This is a genomic window from Rhizobium sp. NZLR11, from assembly GCF_019685115.1.
In the GTDB taxonomy this organism is placed as follows: Bacteria; Pseudomonadota; Alphaproteobacteria; order Rhizobiales; family Rhizobiaceae; genus Rhizobium.
Genome location: NZ_JABDWD010000013.1, coordinates 152,732 through 177,006 on the forward strand (window position 1 = coordinate 152,732; position 24,275 = coordinate 177,006).

The window sequence follows — 24,275 nt, forward strand, 5'->3', positions numbered from 1 at the left end:
GCCGCAACCGATCTTTTGTTCGCCGCAGAGCCGCCACGCCGCCGCCGCCGCCCGGCGCAGCTTTTCGCGCGACAAACCCTTCATTTCCTGTCGCGTTTGTTCTAAGGAACGTCAAATGTCCGCCCGCGCGCGGGTTAATGATACTGCGAGGTTTGCGTTTCTATGTTCCATATCCTGAGAAGAGCCGCTCAGACCTGGGTCGCCAAGCTGCTGATGCTTCTGCTGGTCGCGTCCTTCGGCATCTGGGGCGTCTCCCGGTCGCTGATTACCGGCAGCAACAGCACCACGGTCGTGACCGTCGGCGATCAGCATGTGGACGTCAACGAATTCCACCTCGCCTACCAGCGCCAGGTGGCAAGCCTCAGCCAGCAGTTCGGCACGCGCCTCACGCCGGAACAGGCCCGCGCCTTCGGCGTCGAGCAGCAGGTGCTGGCCCAGCTCGTCGCCGGCGCCTCGCTCGATCAGCTTGCCGAAGAAATGAACCTCGGGCTGTCCGAAGATCGCCTCGCCCAGTTGATCGCCGATGATCCTGCATTCAAGGCTGTCAACGGCAAGTTCGACCGTGAACTCTTCATCTCGCGCCTGCGCAATGCCAATATCCGCCAGGATGATTACATCAAGGAGCGCAGCAAGGTCGCCGTCCGCAGCCAGGTCGTCGATGCCATCTCGAACGGCTTTACCGCTCCGAAGACGCTGGTCGACGCCCTGAAGCTCTATGGCGGTGAAAGCCGCAGCGTCGACTATTTGCTGCTCACCAACGCCAATATCGAGCCGATCAAGGCGCCTGCCGACGACGTGCTGGCGGCGTGGTTCGAGGGTGTGAAGCAACGCTACCAGGCGCCTGAGTACCGCAAGCTCGTCTATCTCAAGCTGCAGCCCGCCGATATCGCTGACGCAGCGACGGTCGCCGACGACCAGATCCACGAAGCCTTCGACAAGAGCAAGGATACCTACCGCACGCCGGAAAGCCGCACCATCGAACAGCTGACCTTCACCAGCAAGGATCTTGCCACCGCCGCCGAAACGGCCCTGAAGGGCGGCACCAGCTTCGATCAACTGGTCTCCGACCAGGGCAAGACGGCAAGCGACGTACTGCTCGGCGAGTTCACCAAGGACAAGGTTCCCGACCAGGCTGTTGCCGATGCGGCCTTCGCGGTTTCGCGCGATGGCGGCACGACACCTGTGGTCGAGGGCTCCTTCGGTTCCGTCATCCTGCGCATCACCAACATCAAGCCGGAAACGACCAAGAATTTCGACGAGGTGAAGGAGGACATCCGCAAGCAGCTGGCGCTTTCCAATGCCTCTCAGGAAGTGATCAACGTTCATGACCGCATCGAGGATCTGCGCGCCGGCGGCGCCACGCTCGAGGATATCGCCGGCCAGTTGAAGCTGAAGGCCGTGGCCGTCGACGCCGTCGATATGACCGGCGCAGACAAGGACGGCAAAGAGGTCAAGGATATTCCCGTCAAGCAGCAGCTGCTCGGCGAAGCCTTCAAGACCGAGGTCGCCGTCGATGCGCCGCCGCTGCCGATCGGCAATGATGGCTATGTCTGGTTCAACGTCCGCGAAATCACGCCGACCCGCGAGCGCCCGGTCGCCGAGGTGCGCGAAAAGGCGGTCGAGGACTGGACGGCGGAACAGCAGAAAGCCGAACTTGCCAAGAAGGCCGACGAATTGAAGGCCGCAGCCGCCAAGGGCACCGCGCTTGCCGATATCGCAACGCCGCTCGGCATCGCCGTCGAAAGCAAGAGCGGCGTCACCCGCTCAACCGATGATCCGGTGCTTGGCCGCGCCGGCGTCACCGCCGCTTTCTCCGGCCCCATCGATACGGTCGCGAGCGCTGTCGGCGCCGATCCGTCGACGCAGATCCTGATGAAGGTCACAGAGGTCAACAGCGAGCCGACCAGCGATGCGCTGAACAACCGCGATGCCCAGATCACCGCCATGGCCAATGCCGCCGGCGACGATATTCTCGATCAGATGGTCAACCTGCTGCAGACGCAGTACGGCGCGCAGATCAACCAGACGCTCGCCGAACAGGCGACGCTTCGTTAGGAGGCCTTTATGACCGATCTGAAGCCGTTCCTGGCCAAGGCCGCAAGCCGCGAGCCGCTGACGCGTGACGAGGCTCGCGCCGCCTTCGACATCCTGATGTCGGGCCAGGCGACGCCCTCGCAGATCGGCGGCTTCCTGATGGCGCTGCGCGTGCGTGGCGAAACCGTCGACGAGATCGTCGGCGCCGTCACCGCGATGCGCTCGAAGATGCTGACCGTCGAGGCTCCGGCCGATGCGATCGACATCGTCGGCACCGGCGGCGATGCCAGCGGCACCTACAATATCTCGACGCTGGCGGCGCTGATCGTCGCCGGCGCCGGTGTCCCCGTCGCAAAACACGGCAACCGGGCGCTGAGTTCGAAGTCGGGTGCGGCGGACAATCTGGCGGCACTCGGCGTCAAGCTCGATGTCGGCCCCGAGATCATTTCCCGCTGCATCACTGAGGCCGGCGTCGGCTTCATGTTCGCGCAGCTTCATCATTCCGCCATGCGCCATGTCGGCCCATCCCGGGTCGAACTCGGCACCCGCACCATCTTCAACTTGCTCGGGCCGCTCTCCAGTCCGGCCGGCGTCCGCCGCCAGCTGCTGGGGGTCTTCTCGCCGCAATGGCTGGTGCCGCTTGCGGAAGTCATGCGCGATCTCGGCTCCGAATGCGTCTGGGTGGTTCATGGCGACGGCCTCGATGAGATCACCACGACCGGCATCACCAAGGTAGCCGCACTCGAAAACGGCAAGATCCGCACCTTCGAGCTGTCGCCCGGCGATTTCGGCGTCAGCCCCAGCGTGCTTGCCGACATCAAGGGCGGCGATGGTGTCGCCAACGCCGCAGCGCTTCGCGAGGTGCTCAGCGGCGCGAAGAACGCCTATCGCGATATATCGCTTGCCAATGCCGCCGCCTCGCTGGTGATCGCCGGCAAGGTCGAAACGATTCGCGACGGCATGACGCTCGCGGCGCAGTCGCTCGATAGCGGCGCCACCGCGCTCGCTCTCGACAAACTCATCGCCGTTTCCAACGATATCGACTAGGATTACCCCGATGACCGATATCCTGAAGAAGATCGAACTTTACAAGCGTGAGGAGATCGCCGCCGCCAAGGCTGCGGTGTCGCTTGCCGACCTGAAGGCGATGCAGGCCGGCCAGTCCGCCCCGCGTGGCTTCCATCGCGCCCTTGCTGCCAAGCGTGACGCCGGCAATTTCGGTCTGATCGCCGAGATCAAGAAGGCGAGCCCGTCGAAGGGGCTGATCCGCTCGGATTTCGATCCGCCGGCGCTGGCAAAGGCCTACGAAGCCGGTGGCGCGGCCTGCCTTTCCGTGCTGACCGATACGCCGAGCTTTCAGGGTGCGCCGGAATTCCTGACGACGGCACGGGCCGCCTGCGGTCTACCCGCTTTGCGCAAGGATTTCATGTTCGAGACCTATCAGGTGCATGAGGCGCGCGCCTGGGGTGCTGACTGCATCCTGCTGATCATGGCCTCGCTTTCTAATGACGAGGCCGAGCGTCTGCAGGACGAAGCTTTCTCCCTCGGCATGGACGTGCTGGTCGAGGTCCACGACGCCGAGGAGATGGAGCGGGCGCTAAAACTGTCCTCGCCGCTCATCGGCATCAACAACCGCAATCTGCGTACTTTCGAGGTCAGCCTGACTGTCAGCGAGACGCTGGCCGCCATGGTTCCGGCAGACCGGCTCCTCATCGGCGAAAGCGGCATCTTCACCAATGCCGATTGCAAGCGCCTGCAGGCCGTCGATATCAGCACCTTCCTTGTCGGCGAAAGCCTGATGCGAAAGGATGACGTGACGGCCGCCACCCGCGCGCTGCTCTTTGGCGAAGCCGCCATCGCGGCCGAATGATATGAGCGGCGGAAAGGCTAACCTAACGCATATCGATGCCTCCGGCGAGGCGCATATGGTCGACGTTTCCGACAAGGCCGAGACGCTGCGTATCGCCACGGCCGAGGGCTATGTGAAGATGGCGCCGGAAACACTCGCGCTCATTCGACAAGGCAATGCCAAGAAGGGCGATGTGATCGGCACGGCGCGCCTTGCCGGCATCATGGCGGCAAAACGTACCGCCGATCTCATCCCGCTCTGCCATCCGCTGATGCTGACGAAGGTGACCGTCGAGATCGAGGAAGACGCCGCCCTGCCTGGTCTGCGCGTCACGGCAACCGCCAAGTTGACCGGCAAGACCGGTGTGGAGATGGAGGCGTTGACCGCCGTCTCGGTCGCCTGCCTTACGATCTACGATATGGCCAAGGCCGCCGACAAGACAATGGAGATCGGCGGCGTCAGGCTGCTCGAAAAATCCGGCGGCAAGTCGGGCAATTTCCGTCATCCGGAGGCGAGATGAACCTTCTCCCGGTCGCCGAGGCGCAGAACCGTCTCCTGTCCCGCGCCAAGCCCGTCGAAGCCTCTGAAACGCTGCCACTTATCGATGCCGAAGGCCGCGTCCTGGCCGTCGATCTCAAGGCAGGCCTGACCCAGCCGCCCTTCAACTCCTCCGCTATGGATGGTTACGCCCTACGTCGCGAAGACGCGCCGGAGCCGGGCGCCTTGCTGAAGCTGATCGGCACCTCCGCCGCCGGCCATGCCTTCCGAGGCGAGGTCGGCAAAGGCGAGACCGTCCGCATCTTCACCGGCGCCCCAGTTCCCGCAGGCGCCGACAGCGTCCTTCTGCAGGAGGATGCCGAGAAGACTGAAGGCGGCATCCGAACCAATTTTCCTGTGCGGCAGGGCCAGCATGTGCGTCCCCGCGGCCAGGATTTTGCCGAAGGCGAAGCCGTGCTGTCGGCCGGCACAGTGCTTGATTTCTCGCGGCTGACGGTCGCTGCCGGCATGAACCGGCCCGATGTCGAGATTCTCAAACGCCCGCTGATCGCCATCCTTGCGACCGGCGACGAATTGCTGCCGCCCGGAAGCGCGCCCGGCCCGTCGCAGATCATCGCATCCAATACATTCGGTATTGCAGCCCTTGCCCGCAAAGCCGGCGCCGAGGTGCTCGATCTCGGCATTGTCCCGGACGACAAAGCCAGGATCACCGCGGCGATCGACGCGGCGCGAGACGCCGAGGCCGATGTCATCGTCACGCTCGGCGGCGCTTCGGTCGGCGACCACGATCTGGTGCAGGCGACGCTGATCGAGGCCGGCATGCAGCTGGATTTCTGGCGCATCGCCATGCGTCCCGGCAAACCGCTGATGGTCGGCAGCTTCGGCGAGACCCATGTGCTCGGCCTGCCCGGCAATCCGGTATCGAGCCTCGTCTGCTCGCTGCTCTTCCTGGAGCCGCTGATCCGCAAACTCGCCTCCCTGCCGCCGGTGCGGCGCGAGACAATGGTGGAGGCAGCCGTCACGCTGCGCGTCAATGACCACCGCCAGGACTATATCAGGGCGAAACTCTCGAAATCCGCCGCCGGGAACTGGCTCGCCGAACCCTTCGACAAACAGGATTCGTCGATGATGAAGGTGTTTGCGCAAGCCGATTGCCTGATCATCCGCCCGCCGCATGCACCGGAGCTACCGGCTGGAGCGCCCTGCCCGGTCATGCTGTTGCGGCCGGATCTTCTGGCATAATCGCAGCCTTTCAGCCATCTCCGGCAAGTGAAAAGACGCCTGCCGGCACCACCTTGCCCCCCGTACCCGCGCCGAAATCTGCGACCGCATGGGTCGCGATTCGCCTAAGGTGTCCCTGCGGTAGATAAGCGCGCTCGGGATCGCCGATCAGCACCTCGATGCCGCTCGCTTGGCAACGCTGCAAGAAATCCATCACCCGCAAGGCAAGTGCGGGATCGTAGAACAGGTCGCCGACAACGACGAGATCAGTCTCCTCCGGCGGCGGCGCCTCGATGATATCGGCGGCGACGGCTACGATCTTCACGCCGTTGATCGCCGCGTTGAGACCGATTGCGGCGATGGCATTGGCATCGACATCGACCGCCGTGACCGTAGCAGCTCCGGCCTTCGCCGCCGCGATGGCGACGAGCCCGGAGCCGGCGCCAAGGTCGAGGACGCGGCGCCCCGCGACCACCTCGGGGCGATCGAGCAGATGGCGGGCAAGCACGGCGCCGCCGGCCCAGGGATAAGCCCAGTAGGGCGGCGGATCGGTTTCTCCCCGGCCGGCAAGTCGCCAGAGCCCGCTCGCAGGGCCTGCCATATAGAGCAGGATTTCGGAAATGGCCGGAACGGGGGAGATTGGCAGATTGGCCTGGATGAAGGCGGCCGGATCGGGACGTGGAATGCCGGAGCGTTTCATCGTCGTCCTGCTCCTGGCCCGCTATAAAACTAACGATTCAATAGCTCTTCATGGCGAGATGCGGCATGCCGCCGTCGAGAAATTCCGCTTGCGGCTAGCCGTCAGATAAAGCCCTCCGCCTGAACCGGCGAAGGGCCTGCGGCGCAATCAGCCGGGCTTCTTCTTCGAAAACTTGCCCTTCGGCCCGGCGCCGCCCTTGCCTTCATATTTCGGGCGTTCGGATTTGGCGCCTTCGGATTTCCCGCCTTCGAATTTCGGCTTGTCGTATTTTGGCTTGTCGAATTTCGGCCCATCAAATTTAGGCTTATCGGATCTCGGGCCATCGAAGCCGGGCTTGCCCGGTTTCTTGCTCCAGGGCTTGGTGTCCTGTCTTTGCTGGCCGCTATTGTCAGCTGCAGCATATCCGCCGCCCGGAGCCTTGCCGAACTTGTTGTTCGGGCGTTCCTCGCGGAATGTGTCGCCCGGTCGCTCGTCACGCGACGACTTGCCGGCATAGGGCTTTGGCGACGGCGCCCGGCTGAAATCCGGCGTGCCGGAAAGCTTTGTCACACGGATGCCGCGTTCGAGCGCCTTGTTCGGTCCGATCGCTGCCAGGAAGCTTTCGGCACTCGCTGCTGCGATCTCCACAAAGGTTTCCTCAGGCTGCATCTTGATCGCACCGATCTCGCGCTTCGTGACATTGCCGTTGCGGCAGAGCATCGGAATCAGCCAGCGCGGCTCGGCATTCTGCTTGCGTCCGACCGAAACGGAGAACCAGACGCTGGCGCCGAAATCCTCGCGCGGTCCCCTCTGTGCCGGCTCGAACGGCTCGGCATTGTCGCGGCGCTTGCGGCTGCGATCGTCCTGCACGGTAACCTCGAGGAGGTCTTCCGGCGCCGAATGATTGGTGCGGTAGAGGCGCAGGAAGGCGGCGGCTAGCTTTTCGGCTCCGTGGCTGGCGAGTAGCTGCTGTACCAGCCCCTGTTCTTCTTCCTGCGGCGCTTCGCTGAAGATCGGATCGGCGAGCAGCCGCTCGTCGTCGCGCTCATTGACCTCCTCGGCCGACGGCGGCCGCGCCCAGGCAGCCGAAATTCCGGCATTCTCGAGCAAGCGCTCCGCCTTGCGCCGTGCATTCAGCGGCACGATCATAGCGCTGATGCCCTTGCGTCCGGCACGGCCGGTGCGGCCGCTGCGGTGCAGCAGCGTATCCGGATTGGTCGGCAGATCGGCATGGATGACGAGATCGAGGCCCGGCAGGTCGATGCCGCGAGCGGCGACGTCGGTCGCGATGCAGACGCGGGCGCGCCCGTCGCGCATCGCCTGCAGCGCGTGGGTGCGTTCGTTCTGCGTCAGCTCGCCGGAGAGTGCCACGACGGCGAAATTGCGGTTGTTGAAGCGCGCGGTCAGATGATTGACGGCGGCGCGCGTCGAGCAGAAGACGATGGCGTTGGTCGCCTCGTAATAACGCAGCACGTTGATGATCGCATTCTCGCGGTCGCTGGGGGCTACCATGAGCGCGCGATATTCGATGTCGACATGCTGCTTTGCCTCGGCCGCGGTGCTGATGCGCACGGCGTTGCGCTGATAGCTTTTGGCAAGCTTGGCGATCGCCGCCGGCACCGTTGCCGAAAACATCAGTGTCCGGCGCTCGTCCGGCGCCGCATCGAGAATGAATTCCAGGTCTTCGCGGAAGCCGAGATCGAGCATCTCGTCGGCCTCGTCGAGCACGGCGGCCTTTAGGTCCGACATGTCGAGCGCCCTGCGACGAATATGGTCGCAGAGCCGGCCGGGCGTGCCGACGACGATATGGGCGCCGCGTTCGAGCGACCGGCGCTCGCTGCGAATGTCCATGCCGCCGACACAGCTGACGATCACCGCGCCGGTCATCTCAAACAGCCAGTCGAGCTCACGCTTTACCTGCAGGGCAAGCTCACGTGTCGGGGCGATGACGAGCGCCAGCGGGGCGCCGGCATTGCCGAAACGCTCACTATCCTCAAGCAGGGTCGGTGCCAGCGCCAAGCCGAAGGCGACGGTCTTGCCGGAACCGGTCTGGGCCGAGACCAGCGCGTCGGAAGCGGCAAGCGCCGGATCGAGCATCGCCTTCTGCACCGGGGTGAGTTCGGCGTAACCGCGCTTCTGCAACGCCTTGGCGATCGCCGGAACGACGCCGTTGAATTCTGTCATGAGTTCGATCTTTCGGAGCTGTCAGGCGCGAAATGCGCCATGGCCGGAGCCAGCCGGCGGGTATTTGCGCCGTTCCTAGCCGCTCCCGCCGCGATTGTCAAAGCGTGCGGCTGCGCCACAGCCACGCGTCGATATGCCTTGCCCGGCCGCGCAGCGTCGTTTCCAACGGACCCTCCATGCGACCCGCCTGCAGCAACGCGCTGTCGGGGCCGGCCGCGCGGACGATTTCGGCGCTCAGCGCCAGCTCGACGCCATGGCGGGCGGCGACCTCCATCAGGCGGCTGCCGACGTTGATGGTGTCGCCTGCCGCGGTGATCTGTTGCCGGTCGCCGGTGCCAAGGCGCGAGGCGACGATCGGGCCGCAATGGGCGCCGACCTTGAAGCCGATCCTCTTCTCCGCGAAGCCTCCGTGCGATCCAAGCCAGGCCCGCGTGCGCTCGCACAGGCTGACGGCGCAGGCAGCGGCCCGGGCGGCATCGTCATCGGCAGGCTCCGGCAGGCCGAACAGGATCATCGCCCCGTCGCCCATGAAGCTGGTGATGGCGCCGCCGTGGGCGCGCGCCTCCTCATCGACCAGTTCGAAGAATCCGCTCAGAACCTCGCTCACCTTGACCGGGCCGAGGTTTTCGCTGAGGCCGGTGAAACCCGAGAGATCGATGAAGATGACGGCAGCGTTCTGGCGCACCGGTGCGGCGAGGAAATTTGGATCGCGTGCCAGCCACTCGCCGAGGCCGGGCGCCTCGATGCGCTGCAGCAACGCGCTCTGCTCGGCAAAATGGCGGGCGCGGCCGCGGTCGAGCCAGAGTTCGGCTGCACCGAAGATCAGCGCCGGCGGCAGCGCTGCGGCGATCGGCAGCGCCGCGCTCAGCCAATAACCATGCGCAAAGGCCGAAAGATTGAGCAGCGCCCAGACGATCAGCGTCAACACGATGATGAGATAGCCCATAGCACTCCGTCGCCAAGCAATCAGCGAAACGAGCACGATCGGCAGGCCGACGGCGATGCCGGCATCGATCAGCCTTATCCGGTGGTCGCGCACCATGCCATCGCCGCTGACGAGATGGGTGATCGCCGTCGACATCACCTCGACGCCGGGCATAACCGGATCGAACGGCGTCGGGAAGACGTCGCCGCCGCCGGTGACCGTCGAGCCGATGACGACGATGCGGCCGGCAACCGCATCGGCCGAAAGCGTGTCATCCAGCCCATCGGCCGCGCTGAAGGTGGCGATGCTGCCGTGCCCGCCATAGAAGGTCACCGGCAGCCGCTGGCCGATATCGGTGGGGATACGCAGCTTTCCGAGCATGATGGCATCGGGTTCGATGCTGGGGTCGACGCCGAGCGCCACCGAAGCGGCGCGCAGCGGAAAGGCCGGATCCAATCGATCCGCGGCGCGTGAGATCAGCGGAATGTAACGCGGCGTGCCGGTCTGGTCGGTTGCGACATTGACGATGCCGACGGCGGCGGCCTCGGCAAAGCGGGGAAGCGGCAACAGAAGCTGACCTGCCTCGGGGATGGCGGCGAGCGGATCGTTGGCGGCATCGGTGACCTGCTGGCTGCTTCTGGTGAAGGTGGCTGCGGCCGCAATCACGCTCGGCCCCTGGGCAAGGGCGGTAGCCAGCGCCGCATCGCCCTCCTCCGGCCCGGGATCGACCAGCAGAATGTCGAGCGCCAGGGCCTTCGGCTTCAAGGCGTTAATTGCGCTGACAAGGCGCGCAAGTGTGGCCCGATCAAGGGGGTAACCGTGGGACGCCGCGGTGCGGTCGTCGATGGCGATGATCGAGACGCCGGGAGGCGGTGTTTTCGCCCCGACGATAACGCTGCGGATATCGGTGAGCGAGGCCTCCATCCGGTCGAGAAGGCCGCTTCCGGCAGTGAGATTGGCATAGCCGAGCGCAGCTCCCCAAAGGCCGGCGAAAAACAGCGCGATCACCGTCTGCAGGCGATGGTTCATCGATTATTGGCCGAGGCGGGCAAGGAGAGCGGCGGCGCGCGGCGCCGGCCAGCGACGCACGATGAGGGGTTCCGTTCCGGCACTGACATCGACGCCCTCGCCCGGCGACAGCACCACCTGCTCGCCAGCCGGTCGGCGGACCGCGACGCTGCCTCGCACGACCAGCACCGAGGTCTTGCCGCCTGCGACGTCGACGGCCCATTGCGTGCCGCGCACGGCGGCGATCGCCTGCGGCGTCACCACCTCAAAACCACTCGCGTGCTGGCTGCTGTCGACATCAACGAGGATGGCCTTGCGCCGCAGCGACGCTGAATCGGGGCTGCCGTCACGGTTGCGGTCGGCAAGGCGGAAGGAGGCGCCGGCCTCCGCCGTGATCTTTACTCCGCCGGGACAAGTGAACACCTGGCGGGCGCCGGCGTCGCGCGAGATCGTGCAGCCGGCGGACTGCGCAAAGGCCGCCTCATGTGGAATGAGGCCGACAGCGAGTGCGGCGGCAAGCAGGCTGCGAAGTTTCGTATTCATGGAAAGGCCCCCATGACCGTGCGGGCAGCTTTTTCCAAAGCGTCCGCCAACCGTCTTCTTCCATGGCAGGCATGATAGCCGAATTCGGATAATTCCCTAGGTAAAAAAGCAAACCGCCACAATCGCCAGCCGATTCTTAGGGGCTGGTGTTGGTATCCGGCGCTGGTCCGGCATAACGCGCCCGCGGCCGGATCAATTCGCCGCTGTCGATCTGCTCCATCGCATGCGCAAGCCAACCGGCGGAACGAGCAAGCGAGAACATGATGATCGGCGCCTCCTTTGGAAGATCGAAGGCGGCGGCCATCGCGGCAAGCGCGAAATCGAGATTGACCTTCTCGCCGACCATTGCTTCGCCCGCATCACGAAGGTCTGCAAATTCCAGCGGCAGGGGAAAATGCGAGAGCAGCGCGATAGCCCTGATATCGCCGTCGGGATAGAGCGGATGGCCAAAGGCCGACAGGCGATGGCCCTGAGCAAGCGTGCGGCGGATCGCCTGCTCGGCCCCGAGGGTGACAGCGGCTTCGATCAAGGCGTCGACACCCTGCCAGGCGGCGCCATGCAGTGGCCCGGTCAGCGTCGCCAGTCCGGAAAGCACGGCGGCCGAAAGCGCAGCACCCGTCGATGCCGTGACCCGCGCCGCAAAAGTCGAGGCGTTGAGTTCGTGATCGGCAAGCAGCACCAGCGCCCGACGCAGGCAATCGGCAGCATCCGGCCGCTGCCAGCTTTCCGCAAGCCGCAGATGCAGCGGCCGATCCGATGGCCCCGGCGCCAGAGCATCGGCGACGGTGGAGAGGACTCCCTGCGCCTCGCGGCGAAGTGCCGCCTGCGATCGGCCGAGCGACGGCAGATCCGATGTCACCCGCCCTGCCAGCGCAAGGAACGCAGCCTGCAGCGACGGAGCGGCGTACCCGGCGTCGGCGCCGGAGAACACCGCTTCCGCACCGTTCCAAAGCAGTGCCGCCGTCTGCTCCAGCGTCGCTGCCTCGGCAAAAACGGCCGCATCGAGTCCGCGATAGGAAAGCCGCCCATTGATAATGGTGGAGATTGCCGACGAGAGAACCGGATCGCCCCACTTTATCGCCTCGGCGGCAACGGTTTCGGTCTTGCGGCGGCCGGCATGACGCTCGGCAAGCCGCTGCACGTCCGTCGCCTGGTAGAGGCTGCGGCGTGGGTCGGTGGGATCGGCCTTGGCACGGATGCGACCGCGGCTGACATTGGCGTAGAGCGTCTGCGGCTTGGTCTTCAGCGCCCGTAGCGCCTCCTCGGCGGTCAGCCACGACATCGGAGCCTCATATTGATCAATTACGTCAAGATTGACGTCAATGAGACTAGGTTGGATCATCCCGGCCGTAAAGGAGAAAACATTATGAAAAACGGCTTGGAAGATGTCATTGCCGCCGAAACGCAACTCTCGGATGTGGATGGCGAAGCGGGGCGACTGGTCATCCGCGGCATATCGCTGGATCATCTGGTCTTAGACGGCACCTATGAAGGTGTCGCCGCGCTATTGCTCGACGGGCTGATGGAACGAAGCTTCGGTGAAACAGAATTGCGCGGCTGGCTGGCGAAAGCCCGAACTGGGGTGTTCGATCATATCAAGGCTGCCGATACCGCCCTGCTCGCCCTGCCCCCGGTCGATGCGATGCGGGCACTGATCGCCCGGCTGCCAGACGGTGAGGATTTCGATACAGCGCTCAGCCTTCTGGCAGCGCCCGCCGTCTTCCTGCCGGCTGTTCTGCGCCTGCAGCGCGGCGAAAAACCGATCAGGCCCGACGCCTCGCTGCCGCAGGCGGCCGATATCCTGCGCATGCTGACCGGCAAATTGCCGACCAGGGAGCAGACGGCGGCGCTCGACGCCTACCTCGTGACGATATCGGACCATGGCCTCAATGCCTCGACCTTCGCATCGCGCGTCATCGCCTCCACCCAAGCCGGCCTCACCTCTTCGGTCCTGGCGGCGCTGAGCGCGCTGAAGGGGCCGCTGCATGGCGGCGCGCCCGGTCCGGTACTGGACATGCTGGACGCGATCGGAACGGCCGAGAATGCCGGGCTATGGCTAGGCGAAGCGCTTGATCGCGGCGAACGGCTGATGGGCTTCGGCCACCGCATCTACCGCGTCCGCGATCCGCGTGCCGATGCGCTGAAGGGCGCCCTGAAGCCGCTGCTCGCCACCGGGCAGGTCGACAGCGCCCGCGGCGCGCTGGCGGAAGCCGTGGAAGCTGCCGCCTTGGCGATCCTGAAGCTGCGCAAGCCCAACCGGCCGCTCGACGTCAATGTCGAGTTCTACACGGCGCTGCTGCTGGAAACGCTCGGCTTCCCGCGGCAGGCCTTCACCGGCGTCTTCGCGATCGGCCGCACGGTCGGATGGCTGGCGCATGCCCGCGAACAGGCGCTCGACGGTCGGCTGATTCGCCCGCGATCGGTCTATATCGGCCCGCTGCCGGCCGCTGCCTGAAGACTGAAATGGGCGGCGGGGCGTGTCCCCGCCACCAACCGTCAACCGCCGACGAAAGCAGCCAGGTTGTCTAACGTCAAACGGCACCCTTCCTCATTGTCTTCAAGGCGGATGCCGGAGGGAATGTTGTCGCAGGCCATCGTCACATCGGTGCCACCATCCACCGGTGACAATGTCGTGCTGACCATCATCTCGCCGGAAAAGCCTTCATCTTCGGAATCGAAGACTGTAGCCCAGACGATCCGCTCATCAGGCACGAGTCTTGCGAAACGGCCTTCGAACCTGTCGGTCTTGTCGGAGGTCTTGCCCGGCTGCGACGCCTCGTCATCAGGATAGACGAGCGACATGCTGAATGCGCCGCCTTCCCTGCCTTCGAAAGCATGGACGATCCCGCGCATCGAACCGGGCGGAAGCCAGGTGGCGACCGCCTCCGCATCCAGGAAGGCACGGTAGATGCGCTCAGGTGGCGCGGCGATGAAGCGTGAAACGGTCGTGCTGCGTTGGGTGGCCATGCCGGCAAAATAGAGCACCACAAGCACTTGCCCAGATCGCGCCTGAAATCGCGCGATCTGGATCATCATTGTGATTAGACGAGGCGGCTCTGTTCCGTTGCCGCTTCGATGAAGCTGGCAAACAGCGGATGCGGGTCGAGCGGCCGGCTCTTCAGTTCCGGGTGATACTGCACGCCGATGAACCAAGGGTGATCGGCATATTCGATCGTCTCCGGCAGCACACCATCCGGCGACATGCCGGAGAAGACGAGGCCGCAGCTCTCGAGCCGGTCCTTGTAGTCGACATTGACCTCGTAGCGGTGGCGATGACGCTCGGAAATATCGGTGGAACCGTAGATATCCGCGATCTTCGTGCCCTTCTTCAGCGCCGCCTTGTAAGCGCCAAGACGCATCGTGCCGCCGAGATCACCGGCTGCCGTGCGCTTCTGCAACTCGTTGCCCTTGACCCATTCGGTCATCAGGCCGACCACCGGCTCCTTGGACGGGCCGAACTCGGTTGAGGACGCGCCCGATACGTCGGCGAGATTGCGCGCTGCCTCGATGACGGCCATCTGCATGCCGAAGCAGATGCCGAAATACGGCACCTTGCGTTCGCGGGCGAAGCGGGCTGCGTGAATCTTGCCTTCCGAACCGCGTTCGCCGAATCCGCCCGGCACGAGGATGCCATGCACCTTTTCGAGATAGGGCGCCGGATCTTCCTTTTCGAAGACCTCGGACTCGATCCATTCGAGCTTGACCTTGACGCGATTGGCGATGCCGCCGTGATGCAGCGCCTCGATCAGCGATTTATAGGCATCCTTGAGGCCGGTATATTTGCCGACGATCGCGATCGTCACCTCGCCCTCCGGCGTGCGGATGCGGTTGCAGACCTCTTCCCACGGGTCGAGACGCGGCTTCGGCGCCGGCTCGATGCCGAAGGCAGCCAGCACTTCGTCGTCCAGGCCTTCCTTGTGGTAGGCAATCGGCACATCGTAGATGTTGGCTACGTCCAGCGCCTGGATGACGGCGGACGGGCGCACGTTGCAGAACAGCGAGAGCTTACGGCGCTCTGCTTCCGGAATTTCGCGGTCGGCGCGCACCAGCAGGATATCGGGATGAATGCCGAGCGCCTGCAATTCCTTCACCGAATGCTGGGTCGGCTTGGTCTTCAGTTCGCCGGCCGCCGGAATGTAGGGCATCAGCGTCAGGTGGACGTAGACGGCGGTGCCGCGCGGCAGGTCGTTGCCGAGCTGGCGGATCGCCTCCATGAAGGGCATCGCCTCGATGTCGCCGACCGTGCCGCCGATCTCGCAGATGACGAAGTCGTATTCGTCATTGCCCTCGATGACGAAATCCTTGATCTCGTTGGTGACGTGCGGGATGACCTGCACCGTCGCGCCGAGATAGTCGCCGCGCCGTTCCTTGTCGATGATGTTCTTGTAGATGCGGCCGGTGGTGATGTTGTCGGTCTTGGTCGCCGAACGCCCCGTGAAGCGTTCGTAGTGGCCGAGATCGAGATCGGTTTCCGCGCCGTCGTCGGTGACGAAGACCTCGCCGTGCTGGGTCGGGCTCATCGTGCCCGGGTCCACGTTCAGATAGGGGTCGAGCTTGCGAAGCCGGACCCGATATCCACGGGCCTGTAGCAACGCTCCGAGAGCCGCGGCCGCAATTCCTTTTCCGAGAGAGGAAACCACGCCGCCAGTGATGAATACGTATCGCGCCATGGGATTCACCGGATACCTTTTCAAAAACGATTCCACCAGCCCCAAAAATTCTTTTCCGGAATTTTCGAAGCGTGGCGAAGGAATCTGAACAAAAGAAAACCGGCAGACCCGAGGGCCTGCCGGCGGTTTATGTCGAAGACCGGCTTACTGTCCCGTCGGGACGCCGGCGGGCTGAGCCGGTGCCGGCGCGGCCGGAGCAGTCGTTGCCGGAGCGTTTGCGGCCGGAGCCGTCGTGGAAGGTGCGGTAGCCGCCGGGGCCTGCGCTGCCGGAGCCTGAGTTGCCGGCGCTGGTGCGGCAGGCGTTGCCGCCCCGCTGCTCGGAACGCCGTTGCCGGCCGGCAGACCTGCCGGCGCCTTCGCACCGCCGCCGAGCGAATCGAGAATGCCGTTGCCCTGCCCGCCCGTTGCCGGAATGCGGTCCAGAATATCGCTCGGACGGCCTTGGTAACGCGTCAGTATCCCGAGGCCGAGCGAGGTCAGGAAGAACAGCGTCGCCAGGATCGCGGTGGTGCGCGTCAGCGCATTGGCCGTGCCGCGGGCCGACATGAAGCCCGAACCGCCGCCGATGCCGAGGCCGCCGCCTTCCGAGCGCTGGATGAGCACGACGCCGACAAGCGCGAGCACGATCATGAGATGAATGACAATCAATACGGTCTGCATGGGTCCAGTCCTGCCCGCCTGGAGACGGACATAAGTAAGAATTCTGGCGGCTCTTTACATGAGGCTTTGATCTATTCCAAGCCCTTCGGCCCGGAATAAACTTGGGAATTCACAATGCCTCAGGCGAGCAGCGCCTCATAGGCCCGGTAGATGGCGAGGAAGTCGGCTGCTTTCAAGCTCGCCCCGCCGATCAGCGCACCGTCGACATTGGCGATGCCCATCAGCTCGCCGGCATTGGCCGGCTTGACCGAGCCGCCGTAGAGAAGGCGCATCTTACGGCCTTCATCGCCGAAGCGGGCCACTAGCTCGGCGCGCATGAAGGCATGCGCCTTTTCGACATCGCCTGATGTCGGCGTCACACCGGTGCCAATCGCCCAGATCGGCTCGTAGGCGATGACCGTGCTCTCGGCGATGGCGCCGTCCGGAACCGAGGCGGAAAGCTGACGCTTGATGACGTCGAGCGCCTGGCCGGTCCGGCGTTCATCCGCCGTCTCGCCAATGCAGATGATCGCCGTCAGCCCGGCGGCGAAGGCAGCCTCCGCCTTGGCGCGGACCAGATGATCCGTTTCAGCGTGGTCGGTGCGCCGCTCGGAGTGGCCGACGATGACATACGTGCCGAAACAATCGGCAATCATCTCGGCCGAGATGTCGCCGGTATGCGCGCCTGACGGGTTCTGATGGCAGTCCTGGGCGCCGATCGCCAGCGGGCTGTCGGTGCAGAGCGCCGTCGCCACGTAAAGCAGCGTCGTCGGCGGGCAGATCAGCGCTTCGACCTTGTCGGCCAGCGGCGAGGAAACACCCTCGGCGATCGTCTTGATCTGATCCAGGGAGGCACGCATGCCATTCATTTTCCAGTTTCCCGCCACGAGCGGGCGCACGTCAGGTGTCATGCCAGCCTTCCAAATTCTGCATATGCCCAAATTCTGCATATGCATTGGGCAATATCAAAAGCGCGCGGCAAAGAAAAGCATCATGCCCTTGACGTAAGGGGAATCTCGGCGATCCAGCCTATATTTCTGCCGAAAAATGCTAGGGAGCCCGCTTCAGCCGGCGAGAATCCAGTTCAAGACTCGGCGCCAGTCGATCATCCGGATCGGCGTGCCGTGATTTCCGGTCTCAAACAGCGTGAACCGTGTCGGATATTTTGCCTTGTGCAGGCTTTCGAACAGCGCCTGCTGGTCGCTGGCGGCATAGACCGGGTCGCGGCTGCCGTGCGCGAACCAGAGCGGCAGCTTCGCCTTGTAGAAGGCGCTCCTGGTGAAATCGGGATCGGCGACGCCGCTCATAACAAGCATGCCCTTCAGCCGCTTGACGCTGTCGCCGTCGCGCGCAATGCCCCAGCAGACCTGGCTGCCCATTGAGGCGCAGGAAAGGATGACCGGCCGGCCCGGCGATTGGGCGCTGGCATAACGGATGAGGCCGGCGATTGCCGCAACGCCATTGCTGTCGAAACTCCTGACCGTCGGCGAATAATAAACGCCTCCATTGCCGGCGACGAGGTTCTTCAGCCGGTTGAAATTGCCGCCGAAGCTGTAATCGTTGGCCCCCAGCCGGCGATCGCCGTCGCGGCCATGGATGAAAATTACCGTGAAGGCGGCATTTTCGGCCGGTCCCACCCTGGTGACATCGAGCTTGATGCCGTCGAGAGGCAGCGTCTCGTCGGCTTGAGCCTTGCGGATGCCGAGCGCCACATATTTCTGCTGCACTCGCTTTTGCGGGATCTGGTCGCGGCCGTTGATATCGCGCATCTCGTTATAGTCGATGACCTCGAATGCACCGTCATCGCCTGTCTGCAGCATGGCCTGCTTCGAAAACAGATCGTCCTTGAAAGGCGGCAGCGCATCGGCCGCCCGCGCCGGCCCGACAGCAGACAGGATGGCCGCGGACAAGAAAAACGCCGCAATTGCGGTGATGATGGTGCAATCACTTGTGGACATTCGCATTCGGATGGCTCCTGAAGCCTGCCGCCGCTTGCCATTCCGCGCCCGGCAACGCAAATCATTTGGGAAAAGCCGCCAAAACCGGCGGTGTCGCGTATAGAGGTGCTTTCTGGCAAAATCTGCCTGATTCGCAAACGTGACATGAAATGCGGTGATTTTGGGTCGGCGGCGGATGCCCGCCCAAGACAGGATGAAGATCTGAACGGATCCATGGACGATAGCAACGATCTCTTTTCCGGAATGCCCCTCTCTGAAAAACGCGAGGAGGCGCAGAAGCCTGCCGCGCCGGCCGAGCGGCCGCCGGTCACGGCTGCGCCCGCCCCTGCCCCACCCGCCGCCGCACCCCCTACTGCCGGAGCATCAGCCCGGCCGGCGCCCGCTGCGTCGAATTCGGACGAATACGGCGCCTCGTCGATCCGCGTCCTCGAAGGCCTCGAGCCGGTGCGCATGCGCCCGGGCATGTATATCGGCGGCACCGATGAAAAGGCGCTGCATCACCTTTTTGCCGAAGTCATCGACAACGCGATGGACGAGGCGGTCGCCGGACACGCCAATTTCATCGAGGTCTATCTTGACCTCGAAGGTTATCTCACCGTCTCCGACAACGGCCGCGGCATCCCGGTCGAGAACCATCCGCAGGTACCGGGCAAGTCGACGCTCGAAGTCATCATGACAAAACTGCATGCCGGCGGCAAATTCGACGGCAAGGCCTACGAGACCTCGGGCGGTCTGCACGGTGTTGGCGTCTCGGTCGTCAACGCCCTTTCCGACGACCTCGAAGTCGAGGTGGCCCGCAACCGCAAGCTCTACCGCCAGCGCTTTTCCCGCGGCCTGCCGCAGGGTGGCCTCGAAGAGTTGGGCGACGTCCACAATCGCCGCGGTACCCGCGTGCGCTTCCATCCCGACCCCCAGATCTTTGGCGATCATATGAAGTTCGATGCCGCCCGCGTCTTCCGCATGGCGCGCTCGAAGGCCTACCTATTCGGCGGCGTCGAGATCCGCTGGAGCTGCGAGGCGGGCGTTTTGCCTGAAGGGTCCGAGGTCCCTGACAAGGCCGTCTTCCACTTCCCCGGCGGCCTGAGGGACTATCTCCAGGCGACGATGGGCAAGGAATTCACCGTCACCCGCGAGATCTTTGCCGGCAAGACGGAGAAGGTGAGCGGCCACGGCTCGATGGAATGGGCGATCACCTGGTACGGCGGCGATCCGCAGGTTCATTCCTATTGCAATACCATTCCGACGCCCGATGGTGGCACGCACGAGGCGGGCCTGCGCATCGCGCTGACCAAGGGCCTCAAGGCCTATGCCGAGCTGACGCAGAACAAGCGCGCCGCCCAGATCACCACCGATGACGTGATGATCTCGGCCGTCGGCATGCTGTCGGTCTTCATCCGCGAGCCGGAATTCGTCGGCCAGACCAAGGACAAGCTCGCGACCGTCGAGGCTCAGCGCATCGTCGAGAACGCGCTTCGCGATCCCTTCGACCATTATCTTGCCGACAATCCGAACGAGTCGGCCAAGCTGCTCGACTGGGTGATCGAGCGCGCCGAGGAGCGCCTGCGCCGCCGCAAGGAAAAGGAAGTCAACCGCAAGACCGCGGTGCGCAAGCTGCGCCTGCCCGGCAAGCTCGCCGACTGCTCGCAGAATACTGCCGAGGGCGCCGAACTCTTCATCGTCGAGGGTGACTCGGCAGGCGGCTCGGCCAAGCAGGCGCGCAACCGCGCCAACCAGGCAATTCTGCCGCTGCGCGGCAAGATCCTCAACGTTGCCAGCGCCGGCCGCGAAAAACTCGGCGCCAATCAGCAGCTCGCCGATCTCATTCAGGCGCTCGGCTGCGGCACGCGCTCGAAATACCGCGACGAAGACCTGCGCTACGAGCGCATCATCGTCATGACCGATGCCGACGTCGACGGTGCCCACATCGCCTCGCTGCTCATCACCTTCTTTTATCAGGAGATGCCGGAGCTGGTGCGCGGCGGCCACCTCTTCCTCGCCGTGCCGCCGCTCTACAAGATCACCCAAGGGTCGAAATCCGCCTATGCCCGCGACGACAATCATCGCGCCGAGCTGATGCAGACGGAATTCAAGGGTAAGGCCAAGGTCGAGATCAGCCGCTTCAAAGGTCTCGGCGAGATGATGGCCTCCCAGCTCAAGGAAACCACGATGGATCCGTCCAAGCGCACCTTGCTGAAGGTCATGATCGACGAGGTGGATTTCGAGGGCACCCGCAGCGCCGTCGACGATCTGATGGGCACCAAGCCGGAAGCCCGCTTCCGATTCATCCAGGATCGCGCCGCCTTCGCCGAAAACCTCGATATTTAAAACATATGCGAGCGGGATAGACGTGGGTTCGGCGCGGCCTGCATTTTAGCATCTGCGATTTCACGGAACTGACGAAGAACCGTAACAAGGCCTTCAAACAACCGGCGCATGAAGCGGTCGGCGCGCCTTCCCCTCTGGGGAGCAGCTGCGCCGGTTCGAACCGTTTCAACCCCCTGCCGGATCTTTGCCATGACCAAGCGTTTTCTCGCGGCTGCCGCTTTCATTCTTCTTTCCAGCACCGTCATCGCCAGCGCCACAGATATCCGCGCGACTGAGATCGGCGCCACCTTCGAGACCGCCTGCCCCTTCGGCGATTGCGCCGCCGGCATTTCGCTCTCCTATCTCGGTGAATTCGTGATCCCCACAGGTCACATGGAAAACGGCGTCGAATTCGGCGGCATTTCCGGCCTCGATTTCGATGCCGTCACCGGCCACTATCTCGCCATCAGCGACGACCGCTCCGAACGGGCGCCGGCCCGCTTTTATGAACTCGACGTCGATGTCGGCGCGTCCGGTCTCAAGGGTGTATCGGTCGTCAGCCAAGTGACGTTGAAGGACAAGAACGGCGAGCCCTTCGCCGCCAGGACCGTCGACCCAGAGTCGATCCGTCTCGGCAAGGGCGGCATCTATTGGGGCAGCGAAGGCGACGGCAAGGCGCTGCTGCCACCCTTCGTCCGCGTGACAGCACTGGACGGCTCATTCGTGCGCGAATTCAAGCTGCCGCAGGGCTTTGCTCCCACAGCCGACAAGTCGACCGGCATCCGCGACAATCTCGCCTTCGAGGATCTCGCCGTCGCGCCCTCCGGCTATGTCTTCGTCGGTGTCGAAGCCGCGCTCTATCAGGATGGCCCCAACCCCTCGCTGACGTCGGGCAGCCTGTCGCGTATTATCCGCTACGACGGCGCGAGCGGCGAGCCGAAGGCCGAGTATGTCTACCCGGTCTCACCGATCCCGCAGGCCGCCACCAAGGCCGATGGCGGCAATGACAATGGTATGTCTGAAATGCTTGCGCTCGACGACCATCGCCTGCTCGCCGTCGAGCGCAGTTATGCCCAGGGCTACGGCAACACCATCAAGATCATGATGATGGATCTGGCCGACGCTACGGATGTTTCCGCCATCGCTTCGCTCGCCAAAAACGACCAGCGCGTCGTCCCGGCCCGCAAGAGCCAGGTCCTAGATTTGAGAGCGATCGGGCTCGTCCCCGACAATATCGAGGCCATGTCGCTGGGAAAGGCCAAAGACGGCACCGACGTTCTCATTCTCGGTTCCGACAACAATTTCTCGACCGGCCAGAAGACGCAATTCTACGCCTTCAAGGTTGTCAGGCGTCTGCAGCAGTAAGACGCTCGGTCTGGCGGCCGATTGGCGACGCTTTGTATACGCTTTCACGGTGCGGACCTTGAAACCGCCGGGTTGATGGCCCATAACCAGAGTACAAGAAAAAGAAGAGGCGCGCGTGGGTGTGTTCGACCGTCAGAAAAGCAATCATGAACCGCGATGGCTCGGGTCGTCGGCACCGACACGCACGCCGCTGATTCCCTCCATTTCGGCTGCGCGCTGGCTGCTTGTTCTGATCGTCGCGGCCGGTGTCTACTTCTTCTACGGCTTCCTCGTACCGGTGCTGGCGTCGCTGGTCATCGGGTTCGCCAGCTGGCCGCTCTACCGCAAGCTTCTTGCCCGCGTCGGCGGCAATACGACGATCGCCGCGACCATAGCCATCATCATGATCATCACTTTCCTGGTCATCCCGATCGGCCTTGCCGTCACCTATACGACGGGTGAAGTGCGCACCTGGGTTGCCTGGGCAATCCACGCCAACCGCGCCGGCGCCCCGACACCGGCCTGGATCGTCGCGCTGCCGTGGGCAGGCACCTATCTCGATGAAGTCTGGACCAAATATATCGGCAGCCCCGGCGCCCTGGGCGAGGTTATCCAGGCGGTCAGCGGAGCCAATATCGGCAATATCTACCGTGCCGTGCTTGCGGCCGGCGGTGGCGCCTTCCATCTCCTGCTGACGCTGCTCTTCATGCTGATCGCGCTGTTCTTTGTCTATCGCGACGGTTTTTCATTTTCCAAGCAGATCGACATGCTCGGCGAACGCATCCTGCCTAACCGCTGGGAGCGCATTTCCCGTGTCGTGCCGGCGACAATCAGCTCGACAGTCATGGGTATGACGCTGATTGCGATCGGCGAAGGCATCGTGCTCGGCCTGGCCTACTGGATAGCCGGCGTACCGTCGCCGGTGACACTCGGCGTGCTGACTGGCGTGATGGCGCTGATCCCGGGCGGTGCGCCGCTCTCCTTCACGCTGGTCTCAATCTATCTGCTGGCAAGCGGCTCGCATGTGGCCGGCATCGGTCTCTTTGTCTGGGGAACCGTCGAGCTCTTCATTGTGGACAAGACGCTGCGGCCGAAGCTCGTCGGCGGCCCGATCAAGCTGCCCTTCCTGCCGACCTTTTTCGGCCTCGTCGGCGGCGTCAAGACGATGGGTTTCCTCGGCCTCTTCATCGGCCCGGTGCTGATGGCGTTGATCGTCGCCATCTGGCGCGAATGGATCCACGAGGCCCGCAACGCCGACAAGAGCGAGACGGGACCGCAGGTTCTCATCGACGAACAGGCCCCGCCGGCAATCCCCGAATCGCCGAAGACGATCCCCCGTATTGCCGAAGGCTGAACCGCCTTAGCAGACCGTCATCCCAGCCGCTTTTCCATGAACAGGCTGAGCGGGTCCGGCAGATAGCTGCCGAAAGGCTCGATGTCCCGGTATCCGTATTTGCGGTAGAGAGCGATCGCCTCGGGCTGGTAGATGCCGGTTTCGAGCCGGATCGCCGATAGCCGCTTTTCCCTAGCGATCGCTTCGAGCGCGTTCATCAGGCCGCTGGCGACCCGCAGCCCCCTCGCCTCTGGATCGACGAACATGCGCTTGATCTCGGCCGTGCCGTCGCCGGCCTCGACCAGCGCGCAGCAGCCGACGATCGCATCGCCGTTGCGCGCGACCAGGAATCTCACCGACGGCTTCTCCAGCAAGGAGAGGTCGACCAGATGGTTGCTCTCTGGGGGATAGAGCGATTGCGCATAGGCATCGGACAGATCGAGAAGGCGGATGACGCCGTCCTGACGCGGTGGCTCCAGGGCGATGGTGACGGACATGCTGCCTCTTTCTGTTGGCGCAGGGCAAGATTTTTCCGGAGATGACCAAGAGTTAATGCTCCTGCCTTCATTCGGTTGGAATTGCGCCCTCTAAGACGATGGCATGCTCAATAGCCACGGAGGCAAAATATGCAAGCGGTGCTGATCGCGATGACCATTCTCGGTTGCGACGATTCCATCAGCCAGTGCAGCTATGTCGCGACGGTCGACAAACGCTGGGAGACGGTTGCCGCCTGCGATGCCGAAGCCGAACGCCGGTTGAAAACCTATGCCAATGTCAGCTATCCCTCGGTGATCGCAGTCTGCGAAGCGCCCAAAGCAGTCGCTGCCGCCGAACCGCCGAAACCGGCGCCCGTAACGCCGGCCGCACCCGAAGCGGCCGAACAGCACCCGCAGGGACTGCGTGGTTTTGCCGACGACATTGCCGGACAGGTCCGCGACCATCTGCCCTCCGGCAGAAGCGTCAAGGACACGCTCGCCAAACCGGTGCATTTCGTCTCCGCCAGCTATTCTTGGGTCGTCACGCGGCTGGCCGATTAATGCATGTCGCCCGGAAGTGTGCAGCGGTTCTGGGACAGCGACATGCATA

At 63.9% G+C, this 24,275-nt stretch carries 21 protein-coding genes; 10 read left to right on the top strand and 11 right to left on the bottom strand.

Annotated elements, in window-relative coordinates:
• The first annotated feature begins 162 nt into the window (after nt 1–162).
• From HJB83_RS22075 to glp, 5 genes are read left to right on the top strand one after another with little or no spacing between them, the layout of a single operon-like run.
• Nucleotides 163–2,055 (top strand): peptidylprolyl isomerase, encoded by a 1,893-nt coding sequence (locus HJB83_RS22075; protein ID WP_207580528.1) that lies wholly within the window; start codon nt 163–165, stop codon nt 2,053–2,055.
• A gap of 9 nt (nt 2,056–2,064) precedes the next feature.
• The gene (trpD, locus tag HJB83_RS22080) at nt 2,065–3,081 is read left to right on the top strand and encodes an anthranilate phosphoribosyltransferase (protein ID WP_221159585.1); all 1,017 of its coding nucleotides are present in this window, start codon (nt 2,065–2,067) and stop codon (nt 3,079–3,081) included.
• Between the two features lie 10 nt (nt 3,082–3,091).
• Nucleotides 3,092–3,904 carry an indole-3-glycerol phosphate synthase TrpC gene (trpC, locus tag HJB83_RS22085; RefSeq protein ID WP_207580530.1) on the top strand — a complete coding sequence of 271 codons (813 nt, stop codon included), beginning with the start codon at nt 3,092–3,094 and terminating at the stop codon, nt 3,902–3,904.
• Nucleotide 3,905: 1 nt separating this feature from the next.
• On the top strand, nt 3,906–4,403 hold the full coding sequence (gene moaC / locus HJB83_RS22090) for a cyclic pyranopterin monophosphate synthase MoaC (protein ID WP_221132633.1): 498 nt from the start codon (nt 3,906–3,908) through the stop codon (nt 4,401–4,403).
• Nucleotides 4,400–5,623: a gephyrin-like molybdotransferase Glp gene (gene glp / locus HJB83_RS22095; RefSeq protein WP_221132634.1), complete on the top strand. Its 1,224-nt coding sequence runs from the start codon at nt 4,400–4,402 to the stop codon at nt 5,621–5,623. Before moaC ends, glp begins: the two co-directional genes overlap by 4 nt.
• 10 nt (nt 5,624–5,633) lie before the next feature.
• Here glp and HJB83_RS22100 read toward each other — a convergent pair whose 3' ends face one another.
• The 5 genes from HJB83_RS22100 to HJB83_RS22120 all read right to left on the bottom strand — a co-directional run bounded on the left by HJB83_RS22100 (nt 5,634) and on the right by HJB83_RS22120 (nt 12,223).
• Nucleotides 5,634–6,302 (bottom strand): methyltransferase, encoded by a 669-nt coding sequence (locus HJB83_RS22100; protein ID WP_207580533.1) that lies wholly within the window; start codon nt 6,300–6,302, stop codon nt 5,634–5,636.
• Nucleotides 6,303–6,449: 147 nt separating this feature from the next.
• Nucleotides 6,450–8,465: a DEAD/DEAH box helicase gene (locus HJB83_RS22105; RefSeq protein WP_221132635.1), complete on the bottom strand. Its 2,016-nt coding sequence runs from the start codon at nt 8,463–8,465 to the stop codon at nt 6,450–6,452.
• A gap of 97 nt (nt 8,466–8,562) precedes the next feature.
• Nucleotides 8,563–10,419: a CHASE2 domain-containing protein gene (locus HJB83_RS22110; RefSeq protein WP_221132636.1), complete on the bottom strand. Its 1,857-nt coding sequence runs from the start codon at nt 10,417–10,419 to the stop codon at nt 8,563–8,565.
• A 3-nt stretch (nt 10,420–10,422) separates the two neighbouring features.
• Nucleotides 10,423–10,941 carry a FecR domain-containing protein gene (locus HJB83_RS22115; protein ID WP_207580536.1) on the bottom strand — a complete coding sequence of 173 codons (519 nt, stop codon included), beginning with the start codon at nt 10,939–10,941 and terminating at the stop codon, nt 10,423–10,425.
• Nucleotides 10,942–11,077: 136 nt separating this feature from the next.
• On the bottom strand, nt 11,078–12,223 hold the full coding sequence (locus HJB83_RS22120) for a citrate synthase (RefSeq protein WP_221132637.1): 1,146 nt from the start codon (nt 12,221–12,223) through the stop codon (nt 11,078–11,080).
• Between the two features lie 84 nt (nt 12,224–12,307).
• Here HJB83_RS22120 and HJB83_RS22125 point away from each other — a divergent pair, with 84 nt between their 5' ends.
• Entirely contained in the window at nt 12,308–13,396 is a 1,089-nt protein-coding gene (locus HJB83_RS22125) for a citrate synthase/methylcitrate synthase (RefSeq protein ID WP_221132638.1), read from the top strand.
• Nucleotides 13,397–13,437: 41 nt separating this feature from the next.
• Here the strand turns inward: HJB83_RS22125 and HJB83_RS22130 are convergent, their stop codons facing one another.
• The 5 genes from HJB83_RS22130 to HJB83_RS22150 form a co-directional block, all read right to left on the bottom strand.
• On the bottom strand, nt 13,438–13,908 hold the full coding sequence (locus HJB83_RS22130) for an SRPBCC family protein (RefSeq protein ID WP_221132651.1): 471 nt from the start codon (nt 13,906–13,908) through the stop codon (nt 13,438–13,440).
• A 74-nt stretch (nt 13,909–13,982) separates the two neighbouring features.
• Entirely contained in the window at nt 13,983–15,611 is a 1,629-nt protein-coding gene (locus tag HJB83_RS22135) for a CTP synthase (RefSeq protein ID WP_221132639.1), read from the bottom strand.
• Nucleotides 15,612–15,755: 144 nt separating this feature from the next.
• The gene (gene secG / locus HJB83_RS22140; protein WP_207580539.1) at nt 15,756–16,271 is read right to left on the bottom strand and encodes a preprotein translocase subunit SecG; all 516 of its coding nucleotides are present in this window, start codon (nt 16,269–16,271) and stop codon (nt 15,756–15,758) included.
• A 119-nt stretch (nt 16,272–16,390) separates the two neighbouring features.
• Entirely contained in the window at nt 16,391–17,161 is a 771-nt protein-coding gene (gene tpiA / locus HJB83_RS22145; protein ID WP_207580540.1) for a triose-phosphate isomerase, read from the bottom strand.
• A 153-nt stretch (nt 17,162–17,314) separates the two neighbouring features.
• On the bottom strand, nt 17,315–18,214 hold the full coding sequence (locus HJB83_RS22150) for an alpha/beta hydrolase (protein ID WP_221132640.1): 900 nt from the start codon (nt 18,212–18,214) through the stop codon (nt 17,315–17,317).
• 207 nt (nt 18,215–18,421) lie between these two features.
• Between HJB83_RS22150 and parE the strand changes: the two genes are divergently transcribed.
• The 3 genes from parE (at nt 18,422) to HJB83_RS22165 (ending at nt 23,210) form a co-directional block, all read left to right on the top strand.
• Nucleotides 18,422–20,533 (top strand): DNA topoisomerase IV subunit B, encoded by a 2,112-nt coding sequence (gene parE, locus HJB83_RS22155; protein WP_221132641.1) that lies wholly within the window; start codon nt 18,422–18,424, stop codon nt 20,531–20,533.
• Between the two features lie 189 nt (nt 20,534–20,722).
• A complete protein-coding gene (locus tag HJB83_RS22160) occupies nt 20,723–21,877 on the top strand; it encodes an esterase-like activity of phytase family protein (RefSeq protein WP_221132642.1) in 1,155 nt (384 codons plus the stop codon).
• Nucleotides 21,878–21,992: 115 nt separating this feature from the next.
• A complete protein-coding gene (locus HJB83_RS22165) occupies nt 21,993–23,210 on the top strand; it encodes an AI-2E family transporter (protein WP_221132643.1) in 1,218 nt (405 codons plus the stop codon).
• A 17-nt stretch (nt 23,211–23,227) separates the two neighbouring features.
• Here the strand turns inward: HJB83_RS22165 and HJB83_RS22170 are convergent, their stop codons facing one another.
• Nucleotides 23,228–23,686: a GNAT family N-acetyltransferase gene (locus HJB83_RS22170; RefSeq protein ID WP_207580545.1), complete on the bottom strand. Its 459-nt coding sequence runs from the start codon at nt 23,684–23,686 to the stop codon at nt 23,228–23,230.
• A gap of 129 nt (nt 23,687–23,815) precedes the next feature.
• Here HJB83_RS22170 and HJB83_RS22175 point away from each other — a divergent pair, with 129 nt between their 5' ends.
• On the top strand, nt 23,816–24,226 hold the full coding sequence (locus tag HJB83_RS22175) for a hypothetical protein (RefSeq protein ID WP_207580546.1): 411 nt from the start codon (nt 23,816–23,818) through the stop codon (nt 24,224–24,226).
• Nucleotides 24,227–24,275: the final 49 nt, after the last annotated feature.

Bases quoted from the DNA above. Each gene is read 5' to 3' on its own strand.
- HJB83_RS22075 (WP_207580528.1), top strand. From the start codon at position 163: ATGTTCCATATCCTGAGAAGAGCCGCTCAGACCTGGGTCGCCAAGCTG.
- trpD (WP_221159585.1), top strand. From the start codon at position 2,065: ATGACCGATCTGAAGCCGTTCCTGGCCAAGGCCGCAAGCCGCGAGCCG.
- trpC (WP_207580530.1), top strand. From the start codon at position 3,092: ATGACCGATATCCTGAAGAAGATCGAACTTTACAAGCGTGAGGAGATC.
- moaC (WP_221132633.1), top strand. From the start codon at position 3,906: ATGAGCGGCGGAAAGGCTAACCTAACGCATATCGATGCCTCCGGCGAG.
- glp (WP_221132634.1), top strand. From the start codon at position 4,400: ATGAACCTTCTCCCGGTCGCCGAGGCGCAGAACCGTCTCCTGTCCCGC.
- HJB83_RS22100 (WP_207580533.1), bottom strand. From the start codon at position 6,302: ATGAAACGCTCCGGCATTCCACGTCCCGATCCGGCCGCCTTCATCCAG.
- HJB83_RS22105 (WP_221132635.1), bottom strand. From the start codon at position 8,465: ATGACAGAATTCAACGGCGTCGTTCCGGCGATCGCCAAGGCGTTGCAG.
- HJB83_RS22110 (WP_221132636.1), bottom strand. From the start codon at position 10,419: ATGAACCATCGCCTGCAGACGGTGATCGCGCTGTTTTTCGCCGGCCTT.
- HJB83_RS22115 (WP_207580536.1), bottom strand. From the start codon at position 10,941: ATGAATACGAAACTTCGCAGCCTGCTTGCCGCCGCACTCGCTGTCGGC.
- HJB83_RS22120 (WP_221132637.1), bottom strand. From the start codon at position 12,223: ATGTCGTGGCTGACCGCCGAGGAGGCGCTACGGGCGCTGAAGACCAAG.
- HJB83_RS22125 (WP_221132638.1), top strand. From the start codon at position 12,308: ATGAAAAACGGCTTGGAAGATGTCATTGCCGCCGAAACGCAACTCTCG.
- HJB83_RS22130 (WP_221132651.1), bottom strand. From the start codon at position 13,908: ATGGCCACCCAACGCAGCACGACCGTTTCACGCTTCATCGCCGCGCCA.
- HJB83_RS22135 (WP_221132639.1), bottom strand. From the start codon at position 15,611: ATGGCGCGATACGTATTCATCACTGGCGGCGTGGTTTCCTCTCTCGGA.
- secG (WP_207580539.1), bottom strand. From the start codon at position 16,271: ATGCAGACCGTATTGATTGTCATTCATCTCATGATCGTGCTCGCGCTT.
- tpiA (WP_207580540.1), bottom strand. From the start codon at position 17,161: ATGACACCTGACGTGCGCCCGCTCGTGGCGGGAAACTGGAAAATGAAT.
- HJB83_RS22150 (WP_221132640.1), bottom strand. From the start codon at position 18,214: ATGCGAATGTCCACAAGTGATTGCACCATCATCACCGCAATTGCGGCG.
- parE (WP_221132641.1), top strand. From the start codon at position 18,422: ATGGACGATAGCAACGATCTCTTTTCCGGAATGCCCCTCTCTGAAAAA.
- HJB83_RS22160 (WP_221132642.1), top strand. From the start codon at position 20,723: ATGACCAAGCGTTTTCTCGCGGCTGCCGCTTTCATTCTTCTTTCCAGC.
- HJB83_RS22170 (WP_207580545.1), bottom strand. From the start codon at position 23,686: ATGTCCGTCACCATCGCCCTGGAGCCACCGCGTCAGGACGGCGTCATC.
- HJB83_RS22175 (WP_207580546.1), top strand. From the start codon at position 23,816: ATGCAAGCGGTGCTGATCGCGATGACCATTCTCGGTTGCGACGATTCC.